Origin of the sequence: Streptomyces pacificus, from assembly GCF_011766325.1 — a bacterium.
In the GTDB taxonomy this organism is placed as follows: domain Bacteria; phylum Actinomycetota; class Actinomycetes; order Streptomycetales; family Streptomycetaceae; genus Streptomyces; species Streptomyces pacificus.
Genome location: NZ_BLLG01000015.1, coordinates 67154 through 85886, shown reverse-complemented (window position 1 = coordinate 85886; position 18733 = coordinate 67154). Strand labels below are relative to the sequence as shown.

The following is an 18733-nucleotide window of genomic DNA, read 5'->3' as shown; positions in this document are numbered from 1 at the left end:
CTTTCTGGTCCGGCGCAATGCGGGGAATCCGGCGCTGGTCGAGGGGGTTCGCTGGTGCTCTCAGGCGAGTTTGAGGTCCTGGTAGACGGCGTCGGCGATCCGGAGGATGCGCTCGGCGTGCCGCTCGTGCTCCACCTTGCCGTTCAGATGGACGGCCACGGTGAGACGGGCCTCCGGGTCGGCGAAGGCGACGGCCGTCCACAGCCCGTCGTGTCCGAAGGAGCGCGGGGAGGCGTGACGCGAGAAACTGGTGTATTCGGGGCCGAGTGTGCGGCATTCGAGCCGGAGGCCGAAGCCCCAGTCGGCGTTGCCGTACCGGTCGTTCACTCCGGTGCGGTGGCGGGCGGTGAGGGCTGCCACGGTCGTCGGCGCCACGACGCGCCCGCCGGGGGCGGCCCCGCCGTCCAGCAGCATCTCGAACAAGCGGCCGAGGTCACTGAGCGGGCCTCGGGTGTTCACTCCGGGGACGCAGCGGGTGGTGGCACCCCGCGTCGACCAGAAGTAGGTGGGCTGCGGTACGTCACCCAGGTTGGACACATGGATGAGCGGGAGCCGGTCACCGTACGCCGCATAGTCCTCGGGAGTCAGGCAGACCCGGGTGCGGTCCATGCCGCAGGGGCGGAGGATCTCCTGTTCGACGTAGGAGACGTAGTCGCGGCCGTCGATCGCGGGCAGCAGCCGGGCGAGGACGAACCAGGCCCACCACTGGCTGTAGTTGATGCCCGGCCGGCCCCCCGGCGGCCCGGCCGGGACCGGCACGTCGAGGGCGCGCCGCAGCCTCTCCGCGTCGGGAGCCGTCACCACCCCGTGCAGCGGGTCGAGTCCCGTGGGCACCGGTCCGGTGTGGCAGACCAGCTCCATCGTGGTGATACGGGACTTGCCCCTGGTGCCGAACTCCGGCAGATAGTGGGCGACCGGACGATACGGGTCGAAGTCCCCGGCTTCCCACAGCCGGCCGAGCGCGACCGAGAGCAGCGGCTTAGCGCAGCAGTACCACAGGGGCGCGGACCGCGCTGTCAGGGCGACGCCGGGCCGGGCCAGGCCGAGGCCGGCATCGGCCAGAACCCTGCCGTCCTGGGAGGCGTAGAACTGCGCTCCCGGGGTGGAGGTGCCCACCTCGCGGCGCAGCTCCCGCAGGGTACCGGGCAGGGCGTCGGCGGCCCGGGCGAGGGCCTCGCGGTCGGCCTGGACGCTGCCGGTCCCCTGGCCGTCGCTCCCCGGCTCGTGCCACGGGGCGTGTCCCGGCGGTGGGGCGGTGCCGGCGCGCAGGGTGGCGATATGGCCGCTGCGATCGCGTTGCAGCGCCGCGTCGATGAAGAACAGCAGGCTGAAATTGCCGGTGATCGTGGCGTCGCCGCCTTCCAGCAGTTCCGCGCGCGGCCGCGCGGAGCCGAGCAGAAGGGTGTACGCAGCGGTGTACGGCAGGGTGACCAGCAGCCCGGGCGGCTCGCCGATCGCCGGGGTGACCGCGATCCGGCCGCCCTCGAGGTCGACGCGCACGTCGACCGCGGTGTGGACCCCGGGGGGCGGGTCGGTGACCGTCAGGCGGAGGGCGACAGTGCTGCGCCGGCCGGGGTCGGGTGCGGGACGGAGCCCGGCGGCCAGGGACATCCAGGTGTCCGACAGATAGGCGGCGGGGGCGGTGGGCGCCGGCACGCCTACGCCTCCCCGGTGTGCGTACCGTGGGCGAGCGCCGGCATCCGCGGTGCGATCTCCTCGGCGACCCGGCGCAGGCTCCCGGTCTGCGGGTAGTCGCGGAACCACAGGACGAACTCGGTCACTCCGGCGTCGGCGTAGCGCCCGGCGCGTTCGAGGTTCTGCTCGACGGTCCCGTAGAGACTGCGCCGGGCCAGCAGGTCGGGGTGATGGCTCCAGAACGCCACCACATGCGGGGTGGACAGCCAGCGGTCCCGGCTCACCTGGTCCCCGAAGACCCGGCATTCGGCGAGGAGCGCATGCCGCGTCCGGGCCGGATCAAGGCCGAGCTTCTCCCGTCGCAGCCCGAACTCCGCGATCGCGCAGGCCACTTCGCTCGGATCTCCCTGCCACTGGACGGCGGCGCAGTCGCGGACCGCGGCCTCCGGCAGCAGGCCGGCGGCCGCGGGGTGGGCCGCGTCCGCACGGATCACCAGGGGCAGCCGCGGCTGGACCGGGACGGGCACCGCGTGGGCGCCCGCGAGCGTGAGGGTTTCGCCGTCGACGGTGGTGCGGGTGCCGGACCACAGGGACCGCAGCGCCTCGATCGTCTCGGCGACGGCGGGCCTGGTCCCGGCCCCTGGGCGGGCGGTGCCCGCGGCGACGTGCTCCGGCAGCTGTGGCGCCGTGGGCAGTCCCAGGGTGAAGCGACCGCCGGAGATGATGTCGGCGCCTGCCGCCTGCTTTGCGAGCAGGAGGGCGTTGCGGTGCGGCGGGGCCGCGCTGAGCAGGCCCAGGCCGATGTCGGGGACGGTCGCGGCGAGGGCGCCGAGCGCGGTCCAGCACTCGGTCACCGGCTCGGGTTCCCGGCGCGGCAGGGTGTCCGTGCGGTCCTCCAGCCACACCGTGTCGTATCCGTAGCCGCGGGCCAGCGCTGCGGTGCCGGCCAAGGCCCGCCAGGCGTCCACTCCGCTGGACCCGGCCAGTTCGAGACGGGTGCCCTGGGGGGCGACGACGCTCCAGCGGGGGCGGGGGCCGGCGCTCATCGGGCCGTCCCGCCGGGGACGAGCGCCAGCAGGTCGGCGGGGCGGTCCAGGACGAAGTCGGGGCGCTCCGCGCGGAGTGGATCCGGTGCGGTCTCCCCCCACAGCGCCGCCGCCGTTGCCGTTCCCGCGGCCCGGCCGCTCTGGATGTCGATGGTGGCGTCCCCCACCATCACGGCGTCCTCCGGTCCGGCGCCGAGCCGGCGCAGCGCCTCGCGGACGATGTCGGGGGCGGGCTTGGGCCGGGCGACCTCGTCGCTGCCGACGACCGTGTCCAGCAGCGGGAGCAGGCCCACGACCTCGAGGACGGTGCGCGCCCGTGTCCCGGACTTCCCGGTGGCGATACCGGTGCGGATGTCACACTCCCGCAGCCGCTTCAGCAGCAGGGGTACGTCCGGGTACACCTCGACCTCGGCGATCAGCCGGTGGCTGGCCTCGACGAAGGGCTGCTCCATCTGCGGGGGCAGGCCCATCAGGCGCATGATGTCCGGGAAGTAGCGGCCCTGGTGGGTGCGGTACTCCTCGAACGGCGGCTCCCCCTCGCCCACGGCCTCCCGGTAGGCGAGGGCGAACGCCTGGCGCATGACGGCGAAGCTGTCGATGAGGACCCCGTCGAGGTCGAAGACCACCGTTGCGAACTCACGCTGAGCCATTGGCTGCTCCCCGTTCCGGTCGTTCTGGTGTAGGTGAGGGGGCGTCCCCCTGTGCGCGGCGGATCGGCCCGCCGCCGGCTCAGATACGGGCCACGGCCTCGGCGAGCACCTCCGCGAGCCGGTCCACGGTGGCGGCGTCGGCGAGCAGCACCCGGTGGTGCAGCCACACGCAGTCGCCGCCGATCTCCTCGGCCACCGGGCAGCGCTTGCCGATCTCCTCGGCGCCGCCGGAGTACGGCCCCTGCCAGTAGCCGGTCGTGCGGTAGACCGGAGGGAAGCCGACGAACGCGGGGATGCCGTGCCCGTTGAGCGCGTCCACCAGGGCGGTGCGGCGCTCGGCCGTCACCCCGGGGAGCCGCATCATGGCCATGTAGTGCGACTTCACGTCGCAGCGCTCGTCCCGGCCCTGCGGCACCACACCGGGGATCCGTGCGAGTGCCGCCGCCAGTTGGCGCGAGCGCTGCTCGCGCACGGCGATCTGCGCTTCCACCCGCGTCAGCTGGGCGCGCAGGACGGCTGCCGAGAACTCGTTCATACGGTAGTTGGAGCCCTGGGTGAGGTGGGCGTAGACCCGGTCCCCCGGCGGGCGGCCGCAGCCGTGCCGCAGATACGCCTGCCGGTGGCTCTCGCCGTCCGGCAGCAGCAGGGCGCCGCCCTCGCCGGCCGTCATCAGTTTGCCGTTCTGGAAGCTGAACGCCGCCATCGACCCGAACTCGCCCATCCGGCGGCCCTGCCAGCGGGCCGCGTGCGCGTGCGCCGCGTCCTGGAGCACGGCGACGCCGGTCGCCCCGGCGAGGTCCGCCAGGGCGTCGAGGTCCGCGACCTGGCCCGCCATGTGCACCGGCATGACGGCCTTGGTGCGCGGGGTGATGAGCTGTGCGGTGGCCTCGACGTCGATGCAGTAGGTGTCGGGGTGGACGTCGGCGGGCACCGGGACCGCGCCGAGGCGCTGGACGGCGAGCGAGGAGGCGATGAAGGTGAAGGCGGGCACGACGACCTCGTCGCCGGGGCCCACGCCGAGCACGGACAGGGCCAGTTCGAGGGCGTGGGTGCCGTTGGTGGTGGCGACGGCGTGCGGCGCCCCGTGCAGTGCGGCGAACTCGCGTTCGAAGCAATCTACTTCACTGCCGCCGTTGCGCCACCAGCCCTCCTGGTCCAGGGCACGCAGCAGGCCCTCGCGCTCCTCGGCGCCGGCGTGCGGCCACGCGGGGAACGCCAGGGCGGGCTGGGCCGGAGCGGATGACATAGGCGTGCCTCTCGTCGTCTGGGTCGGTGTGCGGCGCGCGATGGGGCGACGAATGCCGGGACCGGCGTCCGGGCCGGGATACGAGGCAGCGGCCCAGGGGCGATCCGTCGTTCGCCGGCTGAGGCGGGGCGCCTCTGGGCGTCGTTGCTGACGTGGTGGATTCCGGGTCCAGTCCGACCCCGGTCGAGTTGCGCGGACGGAAACGGGCAGACTGCGGCGGGCGCCCCGGGTCGCCCGGCGGTCCAAATCCTGCAAGGTCCGCCGAACGCCGTCAACACCGCGGTCGAAGGGGCGCGTCCGCCGGGGCCGGCGCGGTTGTTTTTCTGCCACCCCCACAGGGGCGAAGGCCGGCCCCCGGCCGGGACACCGCTGCGCAATGCGCCGGGGCGGGCGGTATCCGCCGTCGCACCCGCATCGGAGGAATGGCCAGAATACGCAGCCGAACCGGCATGCAATTCCCCCTATCGTGGTGCCCCACCAGGACACCCGACGATGCCCCGGTCACATTCCCCCGCCGCCCGTTCGCGGTTCCTCGCAGGACGGCGGTCGCCTGGGCCGGTCTCGCGGGGCCGCGCGAGGGCGGCGCCCGCGCGGACTTCCCCGCTCCCCTCCTGGATGCCTTCCCCCGCACCTCCGCTCGTCGTCCGGTTCGCGCTCCCCCCCTGAAAGGACGCTCCGCCGTGGAAGAGACAAAGGCCCGGTTGCGCACGGTACTCGTGGACTCACTTGAACTGTCCGTCGAGCCGTCCGACGTCCCCGACCAGGGGCTCGTGCAGGCACTGGGGCTCGACTCGATCAACACGATCGAGTTCCTGATCTGGGTCGAGAGCGAATTCGGGGTGGAGATCGCCGACGAGGACCTCTCGATCAAGCTGATCGACGACCTTGATCTGCTTGCCGCCTACGTCATGGACCGCATGGACCGCAGCAGCACGCCCACCACCTGACGAACGGAGACAGCAGACATGGCCGAGCGCGCCCTGATCGTCGGGCTGGACGGAATGCCGCACACCCTGCTGGCCGAACTCGCCGCGGAAGGGGTGCTGCCCCGCGTCGGCGAGCTGCTCGCCGAGGGCTACTGCGCCCGACTGCGCGCTCCGGTACCGGAGATCAGCTCGACCTCCTGGGCCACGTTCCTCACCGGGACCAACCCCGGCCGGCACGGCATCTTCGGCTTCATCGACCTCGTGCCCGACGCGGACTACCGGATCCACTTCCCGAACCTGATGCAGTTGCGCCGGCCCCCGCTGTGGGCGCTGACCGCTGCGGCGGGCGGCCGCACCATGTGCCTCAACGTCCCCGGCACCTATCCCGCGCCGGCCGCCGACTGCGTCGTGGTCTCCGGATTCGTGGCGCCCCGGATGGAGCACGCGGTCGCCCCGGCACGGCTGCTTCCGGTGCTCCGCGGCTTCGGCTACGAGCTGGACGTCGAGGTCGGCGACGTGGCCAAGGACCCGGAAGGGTTCCTCGGCCGGGCGGCACGGGCGTTGCGGGCGCGCACCGACGCCATGGAGCACCTGCTCACCCACGAGCCGTGGGACCTGGGCGTGGCGGTCATCACGGAGACCGACCGGGTGCACCACTTCCTGTGGCGGGCGGTGGCCGACCCCGCCGACCCGCTGCACCCGGCTGTACGGGACTTCTACCGGCTGGTCGACTCCTGCGTCGGCCGGCTCGTCGACCGGTGCCGGGACGACGACGAGCTCTTCCTCGTCAGTGACCACGGCTTCGGCCCGGCCGACCGGCAGTTCTACGTCAACTCCTGGCTGCGGGAGGCCGGTCACCTGGCGTCGCCGAGCGCAGCGCCCAGGCTCGCGGCCGGACTCGACGCCCGCACCCGCGCCTTCGCCCTCGATCCCGCGCGGATCTACCTGCACCGCAAGGACCGTTTCCCGGGGGGCGGGCTCACCGACTCCGAGGCAGAGGAGCTGGCCGAGGAGATCGCCGCCGAACTGGCCGCGCTGCGCTGCGACCAGGATCGCGTCGGTGCCGAGGTGGACGGTCCCCTGCTGGTCTCCGCGGTGTACCGGTCCGCCGAGCTGTACCGGGGCCCGCTGGCCGGCCATGCGGCGGATCTCCTGGCCCTGCCCGCGCCGGGTGTGCAGCTGCGGGGCGGCTGGGAGGGCACGGCCCAGCTTCGCTCCGACGTGCTGACCGGCACTCACACCCGGGAGAACGCCGTGTTCTACCGGCGCGGCGCCCATGTCCCGAGGAAGGCCTCCGGGGTGCAGCAAGAGCCGTTCGACATGGTGGACGTGGCGCCGACCGTGCTCGCCTCGATCGGCATCCGGCCGCTGGGGCTCGACGGCGCGGTCGTCCTGGGCGCCGGCGAGGGGGAGCGGGAATGAGCCATGTGCTACTGCTCAACGGCCCCAACCTCGGCACGCTCGGCACCCGCCAGCCGGAGATCTACGGCACCACCACACTGGCCCGCATCGAGGCCGAGGTGGCCGAGGAGGTCTCCGGCCGCGGCTGGCGGCTGGTCGCCGAACAGCGCAACGGCGAGGGCGAGTTGATCGACGTGCTCCAGCGGCACCGCGACGCGGTCGGCGCACTGGTCAATCCCGGGGCACTGATGATCGCCGGCTGGGGGCTGCGGGACGCACTGGCCGACTTCGGGCCGCCCTGGGTGGAGGTGCACCTGTCCAACGTCTGGGCGCGCGAGAGCTTTCGCCATATGTCCGTCACCGCCCCGCTCGCCGCGGGTGTGGTCATGGGCCTGGGCGCACTCGGCTACCGCGTCGCCGCCCGGGCCCTCACCCAGCTCGTGCCCCCGGCAGCCGAACCGGGCTGACCTCCTTCCCGCCACGCCACGCCGCGCAGCGTCCCTCCGTTCACCGTTCCCCGTTCACCGTCCCCCAGAGAGGGAGGAACCGATGCCCCAGCCCGGCAGGGTGGCCGTGATCGGACTCGACTCGGCGACGCCGCAGTTCGTGTTCGACCGGTTCGCCGAGGACATGCCCGTCCTCAGTGCCTTGCGGCAGCGCTCGCTGTGGGGGCCGATGCGCAGTGTGGACCCGCCCATCACCATGCCGGCGTGGTCGTGCATGATGTCCGGCCGGACGCCGGGCGAACTCGGCGTGTACGGCTTCCGCGACCGCGCGGCCCACGACTACGGGCCGCTCGCCTTCGCCACCTCGCACAGCATCAGGGCGCCGCGGATCTGGGACGAGATGACGGCCGCCGGCCGGGGAAGCGTGGTGCTCGGCGTGCCGGGAACCTATCCGCCGGCCCCGATCCGCGGCGCGATGGTCTCCTGCTTTCTGGCTCCCTCGACCCGCGCCGAGTACACCTCGCCGCCCGCACTGCGTGACGAGCTGGAGAAGCTGACCGGCGGCTACGCGCTCGACGTGGAGAACTTCCGCTCGCCCGAGCTGGCCCGGGTCTCCCAGCAGATCTTCGACATGAGCGAGCAGCGGTTCCAGGTGGCCCGGCACCTGGCCACCCGCCAGGACTGGGAGTTCCTCGCCTTCGTCGACATGGGCCCGGACCGGCTGCACCACGGCTTCTGGAAGTACTGCGACCCGGGGCACCCCCGCCATGAGCCGGACAACCCCTACGAGAACCTGTTTCGCGACTACTACCGGGCGCTGGACCGGCACATCGGCGACTTCCTGGAGTGCCTGCCGGAGAACACCTCCGTCATGGTGGTCTCCGATCACGGGGCACAGCCCATGGTCGGCGGGCTGTTCATCAACGAGTGGCTGCGGCGGGAGGGGCTGCTCGTCCTGGCGAAGGAGCCGGACGGGCCGACGCCGATGGCGCGGGCGCATGTCGACTGGAAGCGGACCACGGCGTGGGCGGAAGGCGGCTACTACGGCCGGATCTTCCTCAACGTGGAGGGCCGCGAGCCCGAGGGCGCCGTCCCGGCGCGGGAGTACGACGACACCCTGGACCGGATCGCGAGCGCGCTGGAGCGGCTGCCCGACGACCGGGGCGACCCGATGGGGACCCGGGTCCTGCGCCCCGAGCAGCTCTACCCCGAGGTCAACGGCATCGCCCCCGACCTGCTGGTCTACGTGGGCGATCTGCGCTGGCGGGCGCTGGCCACCCTGGGCATGGGCCAGGGGCTCTACACCACCGAGAACGACACCGGCCCCGACCACGCCAACCACGGTGACACCGGCATCTTCCTCCTCGACTCCCCCGGCATCACCCCGGGCCGGACGGACGGCCTGTCGCTGTACGACGTGGCTCCCGCGCTACGGGAACTGCTGGGGCTGCCGGGAGGCGGACGGCTGCCCCGGTGAGGCGGTGCGGGCCAGCAGCGCGGCGCCGTGCAGGGAGGCGTCGGCGCCATGGGCGGCGCGGCGGATCGCGGGAGGTTCGGTGCCGGGACGGGTCAGCCGCCGGGTCTCCGCGCGGATCAGGCCGAGCAGGCCCGGCGTGCCGTGGCCGAAGCCGCCGCCTATGCGGATCTCGCGGCACTGGAGGAGTTCGCCGAGGTTGACGGCCGTGACCGCCAGGGCGGCCGCCGTCTGCCGCAGCGGGCCGGTGGCCCAGGGGCTGTCCTCGGCGAGCCCGGTACGGAAGGCCGCCGCGTCCACCGGGGCGCCGCGCAGGGCGGCTGCCCGGGCCAGGGTCGCGGGGCCGGACGCCACGGCCTGCAGGCAGCCGGCCCGCCCGCAGGCACAGGCGGCGCCGCCGAGACCGATCAGCAGGTGGCCGATCTCGGCGGCGCCGCCGAGCGGACCGGTGTGCAGCCGGCCGCCGAGGACGATGCCGCCGCCCACGCCGGTGCCCAGGCCCAGATAGGCGAGGTCGGGCACGCCGCTGTCGGCGGCCTCCGCGAGGGCGGCCAGGTTTCCGTCGTCCTCGTGGACCACGGGAATCCCCGCCAGCACCCGCTCCAGCAGGGCGTCGAGGCGCAGCCCGGTCCAGCTCGGCCGGCAGGGCCAGGCGGTGATCCTGCCTTCCCGCACGGTGGCCGGCAGCGCGAGACCTGCCGCCCGTATCCCGCGGGGCCCGTCGAGGCCGGCGTCGGCCGTGATCCGGGACACCGCCGAGGCGAGTGCGTCCAGATCGCTCTCGGCGTCGCCGTCCCGGGGCCAGGTGAACCTGAGCCGGGCCGGACGCGAGGAGCCGGAGCGCTCCAGCAGCAGCGCGGCCTTCGTGCCGCCTATGTCGATCCCGAGGTACGGCACAACCGGCTCCAGCGGCGCCGGCGGGTCAGCCGGCCAGGGGTGCGAACAGGTCGACCGCGGTGCCGTCGGGGTCGAGGACGATGGCGTAGCGCTGGCCCCAGACGGCGTCCCAGGGCGCGCGGTGGGCGGCGTAGCCCGCGTCGACCAGTTCGGCGTACTTCGCGTCGACGGACTGCACGTCGGGGAACTCGAAGGCAACGGCGAACCGGTGGCTGCCGGTGGGCGCCTGCCACTCCGGGTCGTAGCCGCGGACCGTCTCCACGGTGTCCCAGGCGAGCCGCACTCCGCCGGGCAGCGTGGTCTCGACATGCGGTTGCGAGTCGGCCTCGGGGGCGATGTCCAGCCCGAGACGGCGGTAGAACGCCAGGGCCTTGGGCATGTCGTCGACGACGATGCCGAAGAGGGACAGCTGAGGGACTGCCATGAGGAGTGCTCTTTCCTTGGGTCGTCTTCCGGGTCGGGGGGTGCGCGGGGTGTCCCGGCGGGTCAGCCGCGCTGGAGCCGCAGGCGCTCGCGCACCGCCTTCGGCAGGCCGGACACCACGCGGTCGTAGGAGTGCTCCACCATCTCCCGCAGCTCGGGCTCCGGGACGGTGGAGTCCAGCACAACCGTGTTCCAGTGCCGCTTGTTGACGTGGTAGCCGGGCCCCACCGCCGCGTACTGGTCGCGCAGATGCAGCGCGAGGCCGGGCTCGCACTTCAGGGTGACCTGTGCCGGCGACTCGTCCGTGGTGTCCTGGAGGATGGCGAACACCTTGCCCTCGATCTTGAACACCGTGGCGCCGGGGCCGAAGGCCTCGTCGTCCGTGGCACCCGGCAACTCCAGGGCGAAGTGCGACAGTTCTTCGGGGGTCATGCCCGTCCTCTCGTGGAGGGCGCCGGCGGCACGGCGGGACGCACCCGGCCGACGGACTCCGGCAGTGCTTTCGGTGGCGTCCGCCAGCCTAGGCCGTCCCTCGGGCCGTCACGCCCCCCGCACCGGCGGTCGGGGAACGATGGCCGAAAAGGGCTGGCACCGCGCCCGAAGTGCCGCGATCCGCAGCCGGGCCCGGACCGCTCAGCCGGTTCGCTCCGTCGGCAGTGACACCTGCGCCCAGATGCCGCCGTGGCTCACCACTTTGGTGAAGCGGCCGGTGAGGCGGTGGAAGAGGGCACCGGGAGTGCCCTCGGGCGGGAAGGCCTCCCGGCTCAGCCCGCCCCACGCGTTCAGGGCTTGGAGGAGGAGCGGGTCGACCGGCACCCAGACCCCGTCGACGCGGAACTCCGCCCAGCAGTGCGGGGTGGAGTACGGGGCGGCCACCAGCAGACCGAACGAGAACCGGCTCTCCAGACCGCGCCGCCCGCCCTCGTGGACCAGCCAGGCCGCGGCGCCTCCGCAGTCCGACATGCGGGTGCGCCACAGGAACTCCGGGTCCCAGCGCACCGCCTCGGGCAGGAGGAAGAACCCGACGTCCCCCACCTCCTGCAGCAACTCTCGTACTGCACTGGGAAGTTGCGGCCAGTCGCGGGTGACGGGCGTCGCGTGCAGCTCGCCGAGGCGGGCCTCCGACGCGGGTCCCTCGACCTGACGCCGCCGACCGCCGAGCAGCACGCCGTAGCGGCAGGGGCCGGGGTGGCCCGGGGCCGGGCAGCCGGAGACGACCTCGACGCGGTGGCCCGGCGCCTGGTCGAGCGCCGTCTGCCAGGCCTTGGCCCACGCGCGCATGGACCGGCTCTGCACCGAGAGCCGGCCCAGGTGCAGGGCCGCGTTGCCGAGGTCGTAGGCGTCGTAGAGCTGTTCGCCCCCTTGGCCGACGTACGGGACGCCGGCGGCCGTGAGCGCGGCCAGCAGGTCGTGGCGGATGCCGTGCACACGGCGGGCCTGTGCGGGCGTGACCGAGAAGCGCCGCTGCCGGTCGGGCACCTGGCGCAGGCGCCGCACGAGGCCCTCGATGCGTTCCGGTTCGGGGAGCCGCCGCTCGCGCGGTCCGCTGCTGACGGGCGTCGCCATGGGCCGGCCCCCCCGTCAGTCGATGTAACCGAGGGCTTCGAGACGGCGGGCCACCTCGTCCTCCTCATCGGGGCTGTAGGGCGCGGCGGGCGCAGGCGGCAGCCCGCGCCGCTCCAGCTCCCCCAGCAGGCGGTCCAGCGGATCAAGCTCGCCGGGCGGGACGACGATCGGCCCGGCGCCGCGCGGTCCACCGGTCACCTCGACGGCAAGGCCGGCGGCATCCGGGCCGAGGGCGGCACGCAGTGCGGCGGGCACCGCCTGGCCGGTCAGGACGGTCGCCTGGGCGCCGCGCCGCGCCACCGCGTCGGTGAGGCGCCGGGCGAGCGCCAGGCGGGAGGCGGTGTCGCCGTCGGTGAATCCGATCAGGACTCCGTCGCGTTCGGTCATGGAGGTCAAGGTGGTTCCCTGGAGGTTCAGGAGAGGGCGACACTCGGCTCGGCCATCTCGGGCGGCTGATACGGGGAGAACGCGGCCAGCGGGGGAACGACGCCCCGGGCGAACAGCTCCATGGAGCCGATCGCCTCGTCGCCGGTGATGTCACCGAAGACGAACTCGCCGAAGAGGGTGTTGAAATGCCCCTCGCGGGCGGCCTCGGCGATGCGGTCGGCGACGGTGCGCGGGGATCCGACGAAGATCAGGTTGTGGTCCATCAGGAACCGGAAGTCGTGGCAGCCGGCGAGGATGTCGGCGGTGCTCAGACCGCTCGCCGGGGCCGGCCGGTCGGCCGACCGGCGCACCGAGGCGTAGCGCAGGGTCTCCACGAAGGTGCGGGTTGCCTGCTCCGCCGCCCGGGCCTCGGCCCCGGCGTCCGTCTCGGCCACGTGCACGAGGCTCCAGTAGCCGATGTCCGGCACGCCCGGCTGCCCCTCCCTGCGCCACCAGTCGACGTAGTGACGGTAGAGGACCCCCATGGCCGCCCGCGGCACGATCATGGTCGAGCAGGTGTGACCGCCGGTCCTCGCCAGGTAGCGCAGGGTCGCGCGGTCCGTGGTGGGGATCCACAGCGGCGGATGGGGGCTCTGCTCGGCACCGAACGAGAGGGTGATGTCGCGCAGCCGGTGCACGGGCCCGTCGAAGTCGAAGGCCCCCTTGCTCGCGAAGGCGGTGCGCAGCAGGTCGGCGCACTCCCGGGTGCGTTCCTTGCGGCCGGCGAAGTCGGCGCCGAACGGCTTGAACGGCTGGTCGCTGACGCCGGAGGCGAGTCCCACCTCCAGCCGGCCGCCCAGGAGCCGGTCGAGTGTGGCGGCCTGCTCCACGATGTGCAGCGGGTGGTGCAGCGGCGGTACCCAGCCCATCGGACCGACCCGGATCCGCTCGGTGCGCAGCGCCGCGCCGGTGCAGAACACCGCGGGCGAGGACATCCAGCTCTCCTCGGGAGTGCAGTGGTGTTCGACGGAGAAGGCGTAGTCGAAGCCGAGCCGGTCCGCCGCCTCGACCTCCTGCCACAGCTCCTCGTACCGCTGGCGGACCGTGAGGCCCTCCCGTCCCCATACATGGGTGAAGTATGCGAATTTCATGGGCCACTCCGAGCCTGAGAGCCTGTGGTGTCCGGGGCTTGTGGGGCTTGCGGGGCTTGCGGGGACTCCTGGCCTTCCGGGCTCACCGGGGAAGGACCGGGACGGCCGGCCGACGCGTAGAGCCGGTCCACGCAGGAGGCGAGTACGGCGATCTCGGCGAGCGAGCCGCCGGGCGCCACGGGTGCGGCCCCCGCGGGGGAGGCGAGCCGCCGGGCGAGGGAGTCGACGAGCCGTTCGTACTCGATGCCGACGGGTTCGTCGGGCAGCGGTATCTCGGAGCGTTCGCCGCGCCGCAGCAGGGTCAGCGAGGAGCGCGGGACGCGATGCGGGCTGAAGCCGAAGGTGCCGCGCAGAACGGCGACGCCCTTGGTGCCCTCGACGGTGAGGGTGGTGCTGTCCACCTCCCGGTGCGACGCCCAGCGGGCCTCGAGGGAGACGGCGACGCCGGTGTCGGTGAGCAGGAACCCGCGCGCGGTGTCCTCCACCGGGTCATCTGCGGTGCGGGCCCCGGTGGCGCCGTCCCGGCCGCGCGGGCTCCAGTCGGCGGTGGCGCCGCTGTCCCCGAGCCAGTCGCTGGAGACGGCGCCCAGGGCGGCCGTCACCCCGGGTCGGCCGAGGAGGTCCAGGCCGACGTCCAGCAGATGCCAGCCGAGGTCGAGCAGGGCGCCGCCGCCGGCCAGCCGGCGGTCGGTGAACCAGCCGCCGCGCTGCGGGATCCCGGACGCCCGGGTCCAGTCGAGTCCGAGGGCGCGCAGGTCGCCGAGCGAGGGCAGCAGCGCGGCGAGGGCCCGGACGTCGGCGCGATGGCGGGCCGCACTCCCTGCGTACACGTCCGCGCCGCTCCCGGCGGCCTCGGCCAGTGCCCGTGCCTCGGCCGTGGTGCGGCAGACCGGCTTCTCCACGAACACCGGGATCCCGCGGCCGAGCAGGGTGCGGGCGGCGGGCACATGGAGGTGGTTGGGCAGGGCGACGACGGCGAGATCCAGGGGCAGATCCCCGAGGTCGTCCGGGCCTGTGCCGACGGCCACCCCGCGACCGGGCGGCGCCAGGGCACGGGCCGCGGCCGCGTCGGCGTCCACGAGCGCCGTCACCTCGAACGCCGGGTGCGCCTCGAGCAGCGGGACCCAGACCGTGCGCGAGACCCAGCCGGCGCCGAGGACGGCCGTGCGCAGGGGCGGTGCTTCGGCTGCGCGGGGCCGCGAGGGTGCGGTGGCCTCGCCGCGGTCCGATCGTGCGGTGGCCTCGCCGGACATCAAAAGCGTGCACCGCCGTCCACGACGAGGGTGTTGCCGTTCACATACGACGCCGAAGGGGAGAGCAGGAACGAGACCGCTGCGGCGACTTCCTCCGGTTCGCCGAGCCGCCCGGCGCCGATGAACTTCAGTACGAGGTCGCGCTCCTCGGGCGAGAAGTCCATGGTCTCGGCCCGGATGGCGCCCGGTGCCACCACGTTGACCGTGATGCCGTGCTTGCCGACCTCGCCGGCGAGCGAGGCAGCCCACGGCTGCAGGGCCCCCTTGGTCGCCGCGTACGCGCTGTGTCCGGGCAGGCCGCTGGTGCCGGCCCGGGAGCCGAAGAGGACGATGCGGCCGTATCTGGCCCGCATCATCGGCTTCAGGCACGCCTTGGCGAGGTTGACCGAGCCGGCCAGGTTGACGTCGAGGAGTTCGTCGAGGGTGCCGGCGTCGGTGGCCATGGCGAGGCGCCGGGAGCGCAGCCCGGCGGCGGCGACCAGGCCGTCGATCCGGCCGAACCGGTCGAGGGCGGCCGTGGCGAGCCCCGCCGGGCCGCCCGGCGCCGACAGGTCGGCCCGGACGGGGACGAGCGTGCCGCCCGCCTCCTCGACCCGGGCGGCGAGTTTGCCCATCCGGTCCTCGCCGCTGTGGTAGCCGGCGACCACGGTGGCGCCGAGTTCGGCAAGGTAGCGGGCGCAGGCGCTGCCGATGGTCCCGGACGCTCCGGAGACCACGACGACTCGGCCGCGCTGTCCCATGGTTTCGGCGATACGGACGAGGGGATCGCCCATCAGTCGGCCTCCTTGGCTAGGACGAGATGGCAGGGGGAGCCCTCGAAGGGCAGGTCGCGGACGAGGTCGGCGCCCGCCTCGGCCAGGGCGTCGGTGAGCGCCGCGAGGGTGGGCCAGCGGGTGCCGCCGTGCGTGAGCCAGTCCAGGGCCAGCTCGGCCCCCTCGCCCGGCTCGCCGCCCGGGGTGCCCGGGGTGCCCGGGGTGCCCGAGGGCAGGAAGACGTCGTCGACCAGCAGCCCCCCGCCGGGCTTCAGGGTCCGCAGCAGCGGCGCGAGACGGGCGCCGCCTGCGGGGTCGTGGATGCTGTTGGCGACGACGCAGATGTCGGCGTCGCCGTGCGGCAGGTCCGGCCCCGTGGTGATCCGGCCGGCGGCGACGGCGGCGCGCACCGGCTCGCTCACCGGGCCCGCGAGCCGGCCGGTCTGCCACAGATGGCCGCCTGCCGCGGGGTCGCCGGCCAGCAGCCGCTCCAGGTAGCGGCCGGGTCCTGCGGTGACCTCCACCAGCCGGGTGCCCGGGCGCGGCCGGACCAGCCGCAGGCCGAGCACGGTGCGGGCGCGGGCGGATGGCCCGCTCATGGCGCCCTGGTAGAGCCGCACCAACTCGGCGTCGTGCGGACGTTGCTCGAACGGCCGGCGCGGTACGCCCGTACGCGCCACGGCGGCCAGCGCCTCCCTGCTCACCAGATCGCGGGAGAGTCGTTTCTCCAGCTCCACGAAGGCGGCGATCTCGTCGGCGGGGACCGCGGGGCCGCCGGTCTGGTGCGCGGTGGAGACCAGGCCGAGGGCCGCGGCAGTGTCCAGCAGCAGCTCCAGCGCCCGGGTGTCGCAGCCGAGTCCGGCGCTGATCTCGGCGAGGTCGGCGCCCTGGGCCAGGGCGGTCAGGGCACCGAGGTCGTGCAGGGCGAAGAGCAGTTCGGACGCCTTGTAGGCGCGGGCGGCCCTGAGCGCGTGCGGGGTGAGGCGGTAGCGGACCGGGGCTGCGGCCTTGCCGACGGCGGTCTTCGGCAGGGCGGCGCGCAGCACGAAGGTGTCGGGGACCTTGTAGGGGGCGAGCTGACGGGCCGTGTGGGCGCGCAGCTCCTCCTCGCCGGTTGCGTCGTCGGTGACGACGACCTCGGCGACCAGTCCGTCCTCGCCCTCGTGGCAGCGGCGCCGGGCGGCGACCCGGACGTCCTGCACGGCGTCGTGGGCGCGCAGCACCGACTCGATCTCCAGCGGCGCCACCCAGCGGGCGCCGCGCCGGACGGCGGTGCCCTCGCGGCCGAGGATGCGCCAGCAGCCCTGTTCGGGCACGGCCAGGTCGCCGGTGTCATGCCAGTCGGGCAGCACCTCGGTGCGGATCTGGAGGATCCCGGGGCCTTCCGCCGTCTGCGCACGGGTGGTGCGGTCCACGAGGCGGACATCGACTCCGGGCAGGGGTGCGCCCACGCACAGCGGCGGCAGCCCGGCCGGTCCCGAGAGGACCGCGCCGAGTTCGGTGGAGCCGTAGTTGCGGGCCAGCCCCACGCCGTAGGCCTCACGGAACAGCGTGTCGAGGGGGCCGTCGACCGGTCCCGCGCCCGCCATGGCGATCCGCAGCCGGGGGGCGGGCGGGGCCGCTTGGGGCCCGGCGCGGCGGGCGTGCAGGCACTGCCGGGTGGCGAGCAGCCGCGCGGTGGCGGGGACCAGGGCGATGGCGGTGGCCCCGGCGGCCAGGACGCGGGCCGCCTCGCCGAGTCCGGTGGGCGGGACGGGCCTGAGGGCGGCCCCGGTGAGCAGCGCGCCGCACATCCAGCCGAGGGCGTACGCGTGTGGCAGCGGTACGGGCAGCAGCAGGACGTCCTCGGCGGTGAGGCCGACGCCGTCGCGATAGCGGCGGGCCTCGGACAGCCAGCTCCGCTCGGGGCGCCAGACGAGTTTCGGGGCGCCTGTGGATCCCGAGGTGGGCAGCAGGACGCCGGGGCCGTCGTCGGCGGGGATGCCCGGGGTGCCGTCGAGCCGGGGCGGCCGGCCTGGCCGGTCGGCGGGCGTCAGCACTCGGCCGCCGCCGGCCAGCCCGAGCAGCCTGCCGACCTCGGGGTCGGGGGTGTCGGGTCCCACGGGCAGCGGCCGGGCGCCCGCCTCGAGCAGGCCGAGGAAGTGCGCCACTCCGCCGGGCCCGTTGGGCAGCCGGAGCGCCACCGCCTCGCCCTCGGCGCCCTGGGCCTTCAGTGCGTCGGCGACCCGGTGCGCCTCGGCCACCAGCCCGGACGCCGTGCTGCCGGGCAGGATCTCGGTGTCCGGGGCCAGGCGTCCGACAGCGTTTAGGAGAGTGTCGGCGAGCGTGTCCGGGGCCCGTTCGGTGCCTTCAGCCATCGATGCTCGACAGGTAGTCGGCCTTGGCGCGCTCGATCATGCCGCGGATGCGGGGCGGAGCGTAGGTCGGGGCGGCACACAGCTCGTCGAGGGTGATCTCGTCCTCGAAGTACATGGACAGCGTGTCCCAGGGGGTGAAGCAGCCGTGGCAGGCCCCCAGCCTCGGTTTGGGCGCGAGGAGGGCCTGGTAGAGGCCGCTGGTGCCGAGCCGGTCGAGGAGGTGCTCGGCCTCGTCGCCCAGGACGTTGCCCATGTCGGAGAACCAGATGTTGGGGCAGGGGGTGACGACGCCGTCGCTGAAGCTGGAGACGACCAGCCGGGGCAGATGGCAGCGGAAGGTGCGCCTGCCCTCGCGGTAGAAGCTGAGCAGCCGGCCGAAGTAGGCGCGCGGCGGCAGCACCCGGCTGACCTCGTCGTACCGTGCGACGAGTTCCTCGATGCGGCCGATCTGGTCGCGCCGGACCGCGAAGCTCTCGACGTCAGGGCCGCGGACCGGGAAGGGGAAGAAGGTAGGCGCGGTGTCGAAGGCGGCGAGCCAGTCGGCGAAGTCGGGCAGTTCGCCGACGCTGCGGTCGTTGAGGACGCCGTAGATCTCCACCGGCAGGCCGGAGTCGAGGATCCGGCGGACGGCCCGGATCACCTTGCCGTGCAGCTGCTCCGACTGCACGCGGTAGCTGTTGCCCGGATAGAGGTGGCTGTCCAGGGAGACCTGCAGCACGACGTTGCCCCAGGACCGCATGCGTGCGAGGTGTTCCTCGGTGACGAGCACGCCGTTGGTCTGGATGACGAGGACCTCGTACCGGGACGACTGCTCCTCCAGGAAGTCCATGATGCCGCGGACCAGGAAGATCTCGCCGCCGGTGACCTTCAGCAGCGGCAGGCCGAAGCGGTCGCCGAGCCGGTCGGCGACGGTGTTGATGCGCTTGCCCAGCCCCGAGGCCGGGGAGTAGTCGTCGCGCTTGGGCGGGTCGAAGATCAGCTTGAGGGAGTGGCCTTCCTTGAGGTTGCTCTGCCCGGTCAGGCAGTAGGTGCAGCTGAGGTTGCAGGAGTCCTCGTTGATGACCAGGTCGTTGCCGATCAGCGGGAGAGGGGGGAGGGGCGGCATCTGCGGGTCCTTTCACGGTCGTCCCAAAGGGCACGTGAC

18 protein-coding genes are annotated in these 18733 nt (G+C 73.9%); 4 read left to right on the top strand and 14 right to left on the bottom strand.

Features of this window, described 5'->3' with window-relative positions; all coding sequences use genetic code 11:
* Positions 1–60: 60 nt before the first annotated feature.
* The 4 genes from SCWH03_RS21550 to SCWH03_RS21535 form a co-directional block, all read right to left on the bottom strand.
* On the bottom strand, positions 61–1656 hold the full coding sequence (locus SCWH03_RS21550) for a serine hydrolase domain-containing protein (protein ID WP_173265949.1): 1596 nt from the start codon (positions 1654–1656) through the stop codon (positions 61–63).
* Between the two features lie 2 nt (positions 1657–1658).
* The gene (locus SCWH03_RS21545; protein WP_173265948.1) at positions 1659–2681 is read right to left on the bottom strand and encodes an LLM class flavin-dependent oxidoreductase; all 1023 of its coding nucleotides are present in this window, start codon (positions 2679–2681) and stop codon (positions 1659–1661) included.
* Complete coding sequence (locus tag SCWH03_RS21540) at positions 2678–3331, bottom strand: HAD-IA family hydrolase (protein WP_173265947.1); 654 nt, start codon at positions 3329–3331, stop codon at positions 2678–2680. The genes SCWH03_RS21545 and SCWH03_RS21540 overlap by 4 nt, the downstream gene beginning before the upstream one ends.
* Positions 3332–3410: 79 nt before the next feature.
* The gene (locus SCWH03_RS21535) at positions 3411–4577 is read right to left on the bottom strand and encodes an aminotransferase class I/II-fold pyridoxal phosphate-dependent enzyme (protein WP_173265946.1); all 1167 of its coding nucleotides are present in this window, start codon (positions 4575–4577) and stop codon (positions 3411–3413) included.
* Positions 4578–5257: 680 nt separating this feature from the next.
* Here SCWH03_RS21535 and SCWH03_RS21530 point away from each other — a divergent pair.
* From SCWH03_RS21530 to SCWH03_RS21515, 4 genes are all read left to right on the top strand, one after another.
* Complete coding sequence (locus SCWH03_RS21530) at positions 5258–5524, top strand: phosphopantetheine-binding protein (protein ID WP_173265945.1); 267 nt, start codon at positions 5258–5260, stop codon at positions 5522–5524.
* Between the two features lie 18 nt (positions 5525–5542).
* Positions 5543–6925 (top strand): alkaline phosphatase family protein, encoded by a 1383-nt coding sequence (locus SCWH03_RS21525; RefSeq protein ID WP_173265944.1) that lies wholly within the window; start codon positions 5543–5545, stop codon positions 6923–6925.
* Complete coding sequence (locus tag SCWH03_RS21520; RefSeq protein WP_173265943.1) at positions 6922–7371, top strand: type II 3-dehydroquinate dehydratase; 450 nt, start codon at positions 6922–6924, stop codon at positions 7369–7371. The genes SCWH03_RS21525 and SCWH03_RS21520 overlap by 4 nt, the downstream gene beginning before the upstream one ends.
* Positions 7372–7453: 82 nt before the next feature.
* On the top strand, positions 7454–8827 hold the full coding sequence (locus SCWH03_RS21515) for an alkaline phosphatase family protein (RefSeq protein WP_173265942.1): 1374 nt from the start codon (positions 7454–7456) through the stop codon (positions 8825–8827).
* Here SCWH03_RS21515 and SCWH03_RS21510 read toward each other — a convergent pair.
* The 10 genes from SCWH03_RS21510 to SCWH03_RS21465 form a co-directional block, all read right to left on the bottom strand.
* Positions 8780–9721, bottom strand: a complete 942-nt coding sequence (locus SCWH03_RS21510) for an ROK family protein (RefSeq protein ID WP_173265941.1) — start codon at positions 9719–9721, stop codon at positions 8780–8782. The genes SCWH03_RS21515 and SCWH03_RS21510 overlap by 48 nt on opposite strands.
* Before the next feature lie 25 nt (positions 9722–9746).
* Entirely contained in the window at positions 9747–10145 is a 399-nt protein-coding gene (locus SCWH03_RS21505; RefSeq protein ID WP_173265940.1) for a VOC family protein, read from the bottom strand.
* A 62-nt stretch (positions 10146–10207) separates the two neighbouring features.
* Positions 10208–10576: an MmcQ/YjbR family DNA-binding protein gene (locus tag SCWH03_RS21500; RefSeq protein WP_173265939.1), complete on the bottom strand. Its 369-nt coding sequence runs from the start codon at positions 10574–10576 to the stop codon at positions 10208–10210.
* 201 nt (positions 10577–10777) lie between these two features.
* Positions 10778–11710 carry a transglutaminase-like domain-containing protein gene (locus SCWH03_RS21495; RefSeq protein ID WP_173265938.1) on the bottom strand — a complete coding sequence of 311 codons (933 nt, stop codon included), beginning with the start codon at positions 11708–11710 and terminating at the stop codon, positions 10778–10780.
* A 15-nt stretch (positions 11711–11725) separates the two neighbouring features.
* Complete coding sequence (locus tag SCWH03_RS21490) at positions 11726–12097, bottom strand: hypothetical protein (RefSeq protein ID WP_173265937.1); 372 nt, start codon at positions 12095–12097, stop codon at positions 11726–11728.
* A 26-nt stretch (positions 12098–12123) separates the two neighbouring features.
* Positions 12124–13227 carry an LLM class flavin-dependent oxidoreductase gene (locus SCWH03_RS21485; RefSeq protein ID WP_173265936.1) on the bottom strand — a complete coding sequence of 368 codons (1104 nt, stop codon included), beginning with the start codon at positions 13225–13227 and terminating at the stop codon, positions 12124–12126.
* Positions 13224–14480, bottom strand: a complete 1257-nt coding sequence (locus SCWH03_RS21480; protein WP_173265935.1) for a Gfo/Idh/MocA family protein — start codon at positions 14478–14480, stop codon at positions 13224–13226. Before SCWH03_RS21480 ends, SCWH03_RS21485 begins: the two co-directional genes overlap by 4 nt.
* Positions 14480–15253 carry an SDR family NAD(P)-dependent oxidoreductase gene (locus SCWH03_RS21475; RefSeq protein ID WP_173265934.1) on the bottom strand — a complete coding sequence of 258 codons (774 nt, stop codon included), beginning with the start codon at positions 15251–15253 and terminating at the stop codon, positions 14480–14482. Before SCWH03_RS21475 ends, SCWH03_RS21480 begins: the two co-directional genes overlap by 1 nt.
* Positions 15253–17589 carry an AMP-binding protein gene (locus SCWH03_RS21470; RefSeq protein WP_173265933.1) on the bottom strand — a complete coding sequence of 779 codons (2337 nt, stop codon included), beginning with the start codon at positions 17587–17589 and terminating at the stop codon, positions 15253–15255. Before SCWH03_RS21470 ends, SCWH03_RS21475 begins: the two co-directional genes overlap by 1 nt.
* The gene (locus tag SCWH03_RS21465) at positions 17582–18694 is read right to left on the bottom strand and encodes a radical SAM protein (RefSeq protein WP_173265932.1); all 1113 of its coding nucleotides are present in this window, start codon (positions 18692–18694) and stop codon (positions 17582–17584) included. The genes SCWH03_RS21470 and SCWH03_RS21465 overlap by 8 nt, the downstream gene beginning before the upstream one ends.
* Positions 18695–18733: the final 39 nt, after the last annotated feature.

Coding starts and splice junctions, on each gene's coding strand:
- SCWH03_RS21545 (WP_173265948.1), bottom strand. CDS start 2,681: ATGAGCGCCGGCCCCCGCCCCCGCTGGAGCGTCGTCGCCCCCCAGGGC.
- SCWH03_RS21540 (WP_173265947.1), bottom strand. CDS start 3,331: ATGGCTCAGCGTGAGTTCGCAACGGTGGTCTTCGACCTCGACGGGGTC.
- SCWH03_RS21535 (WP_173265946.1), bottom strand. CDS start 4,577: ATGTCATCCGCTCCGGCCCAGCCCGCCCTGGCGTTCCCCGCGTGGCCG.
- SCWH03_RS21525 (WP_173265944.1), top strand. CDS start 5,543: ATGGCCGAGCGCGCCCTGATCGTCGGGCTGGACGGAATGCCGCACACC.
- SCWH03_RS21520 (WP_173265943.1), top strand. CDS start 6,922: ATGAGCCATGTGCTACTGCTCAACGGCCCCAACCTCGGCACGCTCGGC.
- SCWH03_RS21515 (WP_173265942.1), top strand. CDS start 7,454: ATGCCCCAGCCCGGCAGGGTGGCCGTGATCGGACTCGACTCGGCGACG.
- SCWH03_RS21505 (WP_173265940.1), bottom strand. CDS start 10,145: ATGGCAGTCCCTCAGCTGTCCCTCTTCGGCATCGTCGTCGACGACATG.
- SCWH03_RS21500 (WP_173265939.1), bottom strand. CDS start 10,576: ATGACCCCCGAAGAACTGTCGCACTTCGCCCTGGAGTTGCCGGGTGCC.
- SCWH03_RS21495 (WP_173265938.1), bottom strand. CDS start 11,710: ATGGCGACGCCCGTCAGCAGCGGACCGCGCGAGCGGCGGCTCCCCGAA.
- SCWH03_RS21490 (WP_173265937.1), bottom strand. CDS start 12,097: ATGACCGAACGCGACGGAGTCCTGATCGGATTCACCGACGGCGACACC.
- SCWH03_RS21485 (WP_173265936.1), bottom strand. CDS start 13,227: ATGAAATTCGCATACTTCACCCATGTATGGGGACGGGAGGGCCTCACG.
- SCWH03_RS21480 (WP_173265935.1), bottom strand. CDS start 14,480: ATGTCCGGCGAGGCCACCGCACGATCGGACCGCGGCGAGGCCACCGCA.
- SCWH03_RS21475 (WP_173265934.1), bottom strand. CDS start 15,253: ATGGGCGATCCCCTCGTCCGTATCGCCGAAACCATGGGACAGCGCGGC.
- SCWH03_RS21470 (WP_173265933.1), bottom strand. CDS start 17,589: ATGGCTGAAGGCACCGAACGGGCCCCGGACACGCTCGCCGACACTCTC.
- SCWH03_RS21465 (WP_173265932.1), bottom strand. CDS start 18,694: ATGCCGCCCCTCCCCCCTCTCCCGCTGATCGGCAACGACCTGGTCATC.